This window comes from Noviherbaspirillum sp. (genome assembly GCF_036846085.1).
Taxonomy (GTDB): Bacteria; Pseudomonadota; Gammaproteobacteria; order Burkholderiales; family Burkholderiaceae_D; genus Noviherbaspirillum.
Map to the genome: position 1 here is coordinate 1 of NZ_DAIUCO010000316.1, position 5,436 is coordinate 5,436.

At 61.8% G+C, this 5,436-nt stretch carries 6 protein-coding genes; 1 reads left to right on the forward strand and 5 read right to left on the reverse strand.

Annotated features, from left to right (window positions below; translation table 11 throughout):
• Positions 1 to 141: 141 nt before the first annotated feature.
• Positions 142 to 807 (reverse strand): hypothetical protein, encoded by a 666-nt coding sequence (locus V7080_RS23525; RefSeq protein ID WP_334190809.1) that lies wholly within the window; start codon positions 805 to 807, stop codon positions 142 to 144.
• Positions 797 to 2,140 carry a hypothetical protein gene (locus V7080_RS23530; protein ID WP_334190810.1) on the reverse strand — a complete coding sequence of 448 codons (1,344 nt, stop codon included), beginning with the start codon at positions 2,138 to 2,140 and terminating at the stop codon, positions 797 to 799. The genes V7080_RS23525 and V7080_RS23530 overlap by 11 nt, the downstream gene beginning before the upstream one ends.
• A gap of 169 nt (positions 2,141 to 2,309) precedes the next feature.
• On the opposite strand from V7080_RS23530, the gene V7080_RS23535 reads away from it, so the two are divergent.
• Positions 2,310 to 2,918, forward strand: a complete 609-nt coding sequence (locus tag V7080_RS23535) for a ParA family protein (RefSeq protein WP_334190811.1) — start codon at positions 2,310 to 2,312, stop codon at positions 2,916 to 2,918.
• 74 nt (positions 2,919 to 2,992) lie between these two features.
• Here V7080_RS23535 and V7080_RS23540 read toward each other — a convergent pair whose 3' ends face one another.
• The 3 genes from V7080_RS23540 to V7080_RS23550 form a co-directional block, all read right to left on the reverse strand.
• A complete protein-coding gene (locus V7080_RS23540; RefSeq protein ID WP_334190812.1) occupies positions 2,993 to 3,880 on the reverse strand; it encodes a cobalamin-binding protein in 888 nt (295 codons plus the stop codon).
• Positions 3,881 to 3,893: 13 nt separating this feature from the next.
• Positions 3,894 to 4,733 (reverse strand): pantoate--beta-alanine ligase, encoded by an 840-nt coding sequence (gene panC, locus V7080_RS23545; protein WP_334190813.1) that lies wholly within the window; start codon positions 4,731 to 4,733, stop codon positions 3,894 to 3,896.
• Positions 4,734 to 4,806: 73 nt separating this feature from the next.
• Positions 4,807 to 5,436: segregation and condensation protein A (locus V7080_RS23550; RefSeq protein WP_334190814.1), on the reverse strand; the 630-nt coding region annotated here is incomplete at its 5' end.

The following is a 5,436-nucleotide window of genomic DNA, read 5'->3' on the forward strand; positions in this document are numbered from 1 at the left end:
CCCTCCTCCTGTAAGGGGGAGGGTTAGGGAGGGGGTGGTAGGGTCGAGACGCAAAGGCTTGATCTCGAACGCACGATCTCCCATCCAAACGTTCCCCCAAGGGAAAAGCCACGACAGGTATAAACAAAACAAGCTCCACCATCACTCTGCATGCGGAAATTCAATAACCGCCGCCTTCGCCGGCATCGGACGATGAAAGATATCCGCCAGCGCACCGTTAAGAATGCGATCCTTCAACGTATCGGTATCCATCATCAGATCAAGCAGCGGCCCTTCGATGATCATGTCGCCTTTCCGTTCAATGAAGCCAAGCTTGTTCAACTGCCCGAGATTCATGTCGAGGCGGGTCTTCTTGCCGAGCTGCTCGCCGAAGTCGGCCACCAGCGAACGATAGGAAATCCCCATCGACGCCTCTTCCCCGCGCGGCATCGGTTTCTCCTTGCCGAACATGTCGTTCTGGTCTTCCTCCGCGCGCTGGTGCGCCTCTTGCCGTTCGCGTTTGGGCAGGATGATCAGCGCCCACAGCACCACCAGCAGCGCGACGCCGTCGCGCGCGAGGCCGATATTGTTGTTCTGCCAGACCTCGCGCGCGCCGAAGATTTTCGGTTCGACATCGCGGGCCAGGGCCAGCGTCACGTTGTCGGCATAGACATTGTCCAGCAGCTTCATGCCGCAGGCGATCAGCCGCGCATCGAGATCGGCGCGGAACAGGTCGTCCGACAGGGCGCGCTTGACCAGCTTGTGGTCGCGCGACAGGGTCTGGTGCGTCAGCAATTGCGCAATCAGGATTTGTGCATCATCGGTCATGCTCGATATCCGGTTGGGTGTTCGGTTGGGTTGTCGATTGGATGTCCTTCTTCGGCGTCAGCGAGGCGATGGACATGGCCGCGACATGCGGGTCCTTCAGTTTCACCATGCCATCCTTCGGTACGAATTCCAGCGGCAGGCGCGCCATGGTCGCGGTGCCGCCTTGCAGGGCGGATTCGCTTTCATCGCCCAGCAGCGGCAGCAGGGACGCGCGGTAGGAGGCGACGGCGAAATTCGCCGGCAGCAGCGTGTCGTGCACTTTCGTCGATCCGGAGGAGTCCGTCGCGAATGCCGACAGTCGCGTCAGCCACGCGTCGAGCTCCGCCGGGATGGTGCTGGCTTCGCTGGCCGTGACCGCTGCGTTTTCTCCGGCGGGCAAGACGCTGTTGACGGCGTTGCGCTTGTCGGCGAACAGTTCGGTTTCCGCGACATCGATCATTTCGGATGGTGTGATGAACATCGGCGTGACCGGCAGCGAAATCGCCTCGCTGGCGAGGCTGGCCAAATCTTCATGCCGCATCAGCCAGGTCTTGATGTCGGTGGTGGAGAGCCCGGATTGGCCGAGATGCACCCGCTGGCGTTCGATCTGATTCAGTGCACGGGAAAACATGCCCTGCATGTTCAGGAGCGCGCTCTGGGCGCGGCCGATAGCCTGCGCGGCGCGGTGGGTGGCGGCATCGGCCCGGGAATCGGTCGTGATCGCATGGATGATTTCCGAACCTTTTTCAACCCAGTCGCACGCCGCATGCCATTTTTCCTGCGCCGCCCGGAGCCGGAACTCGGAGCCGGACGCGATCGCATCGCGGAATTCTTCCGTCAGTTCCACGAGGCGGCCGAGCAGATGATGCAGCTGCTCGATGCTGACGCCACCGACTGCCTGCGACCCGGCGACCTGCGAAAGCACATACCCCATGTCCGCATCGTCTTCCTCCTTGTCCATGCCCAGCAGGCCGTCGATCGCGGCGACCACATTGCGGGCGATTGGCGTGATCCGGTACACACCCTGTGCGGGGTCCCACGCCAGCAATCCGTGCGAGCGCAGGCGCGCCAGCACGGTTTCCAGGCTGTCGGGGATGAGATAGCCGAGGCGGGTATTGATGTCGGCGCGGGTGAAGGCGGAGGATTGCGTATCCGACATGAGTTCGCGCAGCACCAGCAGCCGCACCAGCACGCCGTCGGCGCCGCCATGGAACAGGGCGGTAAACGCCTGCAGCACGGGCTGGGCCCGCTTGAGGCGGAAAACCTGTTCCAGGTCGTCGGGGGAAACGTCGGGTTTGAAGTACGCCTGGAGCGAATCCTGGTCTTCGTCGTCCGGCGCAATCTGTTGATTCATCGCACTGATTTTCATCCCGGCATTTTACGGCACGGCAAGGCCCGGACAAAGCCATGCAAGGGATTGTTATGGCGCGAAAACCTCATGCTATTCTTGCATTTAGTGCGCGCCGGAAAGTATTTATTTTGTCACTTCGATAACAATGCGGGCACAGCGCGGGAGAGAAACCATGCCAGTCATCGTCGTCGCCAATCCCAAGGGTGGCGTAGGCAAGAGCACCATCGCCACCAACCTCGCCGGCTACTTTGCCCGGCAGGGACACAAGACCATGCTCGGCGATACCGATATCCAGCAGTCCTCACGTGCCTGGCTGTCGCTGCGGCCCGGCAGCCTGCCGCCGATCGCTTCCTGGGATATCGAAGACGGCCGCCTTGCAAAGCCGCCGAAGGGCACGACCCATATCGTGCTGGACACGCCCGCCGGCCTCGAGGGAAAACGGCTGGACGAAGTGCTCGGCATCGCCGATCGGGTAATCGTCCCGCTGCAGCCGTCGATGTTCGATATTTTGGCGACGCAGGGATTCCTGCAAACCCTGTCCGGACGGAAGGGCAAGCTGGCGGTGGGCATTGTCGGGATGCGCGTCAATGTCCGCACGCGATCCGCAGACCAGTTGGCTCACTACGCCGACAATGTCGGCCTTCCGGTCCTCGGCTATCTCCGCGACACGCAGAATTATGTCCAGCTTGCCGCCCATGGCGCGACCTTGTGGGATGTGGCGCCATCCCGGGTGGAGAAGGATATCGAGCAATGGCAGGGATTGTTGAAGTGGGTGGCGTGACCCAAATGTCTGCGCTCTTCGGTCGGTAGTTGAACTTTCAGCCGCGCGACCCCTTTGGAATTCTTCGCCGGTGATTATTTTCCGGTTCGTGCCTTTTCCAGCACCTTGCACAGCGCTTCGACGCCATCCAGCACCCGTGGGGCAGCGCGATTCATCAACTCGCCGTTCACCGTATACAGATTGCCGCGTTTCACCGCGCGCATGCCGTCAAACCGGCGCCAGTGCTGGAGCGCGTCATCCTTTGCGCCGCTGCTGGCGATGATTGCGTCCGGGTCTGCTTTCAATACCGCTTCAATGCCGACGGTCGGCGCGAGTTGCGGAAGGTCGGCGAAGATGTTTCGTCCGCCGCAGAGCTGCAGGCCGGACGACACCAGGTGATCCCCATTCAGGGTCATCAATGGCGTACGCCAGATCTGGTAAAACACGCTGACTGTCGGGCGGTGCCTGTAGGTCGTTTCAAGAGTGGACAATCGGTTCCGAAATGCAGACGCCGCTTCGCGCCCGATCACATCCGTGCCGCCCAAAATCGCGAGGCGTTCAAGGGACGTCGCCACCATGTCAAAATTGCGGGGCTCGCTTTCGAAAACCGGAACGCCGATCTGGCGCAGCCTCGCAATCTGCGTCGCCGAGTTGCCGCTGCCCCAGACGACCACCAGGTCCGGCTTCAAAGCCAGCACCCGTTCAAGATCCAGTGCCGACACGCCGCCGACGGAAGGGAGCTTGCCTGCTTCCGGCGGATAGGTGCTGTACTCGCTTACGCCGACCAGTGCCGCGCCGGCGCCCGATGCATACACCAGTTCGGTGGCATGCGGCGCAAGGCTGACAATGCGCCGGGCCGGTGCTGCCAGGGTAACGGTGCGTCCGGCATCGTCCACGACCGAGACGCTTGCCGATGCGGGCAGTGCCAGTAAGGCGGCTGACAGGCAGCCCAGGGAGCACACCCCCTTGATGAAACGACGCACCGCCGAAGCCCGGTCAGATTTCCAGGTTATCGATCAGCCGCGTCGCGCCCAGTTTGGCCGCGGCCACGACCACCAGCAGCTCGCCTTTCGCAAGATCGCCGGCGGAGGGCGGTTGCAGGTCGGCACGCTTGCGGATCGAAATATAGTCCGGCTTCCACCCGCGGGATGCCAGCTTGGCGACAGCGGCGCGCTCCAGCTCGAAAATATCGAGGTGGCCGTTCCGCACCTGGTCCGCGACTTCGTTCAGTTGCCGGTACAGGGCCGGTGCTTCGGCGCGTTCTTCGGCGGACAGATACCCATTGCGCGACGACAGGGCCAGGCCGTCTTCGGCGCGATAGGTTTCGGCGGCGATGATTTCCGTCGGCAGCGCGAACTGCTTGGACATGTTCCGCACGATCATCAGCTGCTGGTAATCCTTCTTGCCGAACACCGCGACGCGAGGCTGCACGCAGGAAAACAATTTCAGCACCACGGTCGTTACGCCGACGAAGAAGCCCGGCCGGAACTCGCCTTCGAGGATGTTGCCGAGCTCGTCCGGTGGACGCACGCGGTATTCCTGCGGTTCGGGATAGAGATCTTTCTCGGTGGGCGCGAACAGGATGTACACGCCTTCCTTCTCCAGCTTGTCGACGTCGGCCTGGAAGGTGCGCGGGTACTTGTCGAAATCCTCGTTCGGGCCAAACTGCAGGCGATTGACGAAGATCGACGCCACGATCGGATCGCCGTGCTTGCGCGCCAGGCGCATCAGCGACAGATGCCCTTCATGGAGATTGCCCATGGTCGGCACGAAAGCGGTCCGCAGTTGTCCGCGCAGGTGATCGCGCAACTCTTCGATGGAGGAAATGATTTTCATGAAACTGCCTTGAGAATGAATGGCGAAATTGGGACGGTCAAGCAACGAACATCAGGCCGGCATCGGCATTGCCCTAGGTGGGTGAATACGCAAGGCGCACATAGATCGGCGCATAGGCTTCGGCCTGCGTGATCTCGATCAGGGTTTCCTTCGCCAGCTCGAGCAGCGCGATGAAGTTCACCACGACTACCGGCACGCCGCGCGACGGATCGAACAGGTCCGCGAATTCGACGAACTTGCTCGACTGGAGCCGGCGCAGGATGCCGGTCATGTGCTCGCGCACCGACAGTTCCTCGCGGCTGATGGTGTGATGCGCGGTCAGCTTCGCCCGCTTCAGCACGTCGGCCCAGGCCGACTGCAGGTCGACCACATTGACGTCGGGCCACTGCGTCACCACGTTTTGCTCGATGTATATCTGCGCGCGCACATAATCGCGCCCGAGCTGGGGCAGGGTATCGAGCTGCTGGGCGGCGACTTTCATCTGTTCGTATTCGAGCAGGCGCCGGACCAGTTCGGCGCGCGGATCTTCGGCTTCCTGACCGGTATCCGCTTTCTTCACCGGCAGCAGCATCCGCGATTTGATTTCGATGAGCATTGCCGCCATCAGCAGGTACTCGGCGGCCAGTTCGAGGTTGTGCACCCGAATCTGTTCGACGTAATCCAGATACTGCAGGGTGACCTGCGCCATCGGGATGTCGAGAAT

Coding starts and splice junctions, on each gene's coding strand:
- V7080_RS23525 (WP_334190809.1), bottom strand. CDS start 807: ATGACCGATGATGCACAAATCCTGATTGCGCAATTGCTGACGCACCAG.
- V7080_RS23535 (WP_334190811.1), top strand. CDS start 2,310: ATGCCAGTCATCGTCGTCGCCAATCCCAAGGGTGGCGTAGGCAAGAGC.
- V7080_RS23530 (WP_334190810.1), bottom strand. CDS start 2,140: ATGAATCAACAGATTGCGCCGGACGACGAAGACCAGGATTCGCTCCAG.
- panC (WP_334190813.1), bottom strand. CDS start 4,733: ATGAAAATCATTTCCTCCATCGAAGAGTTGCGCGATCACCTGCGCGGA.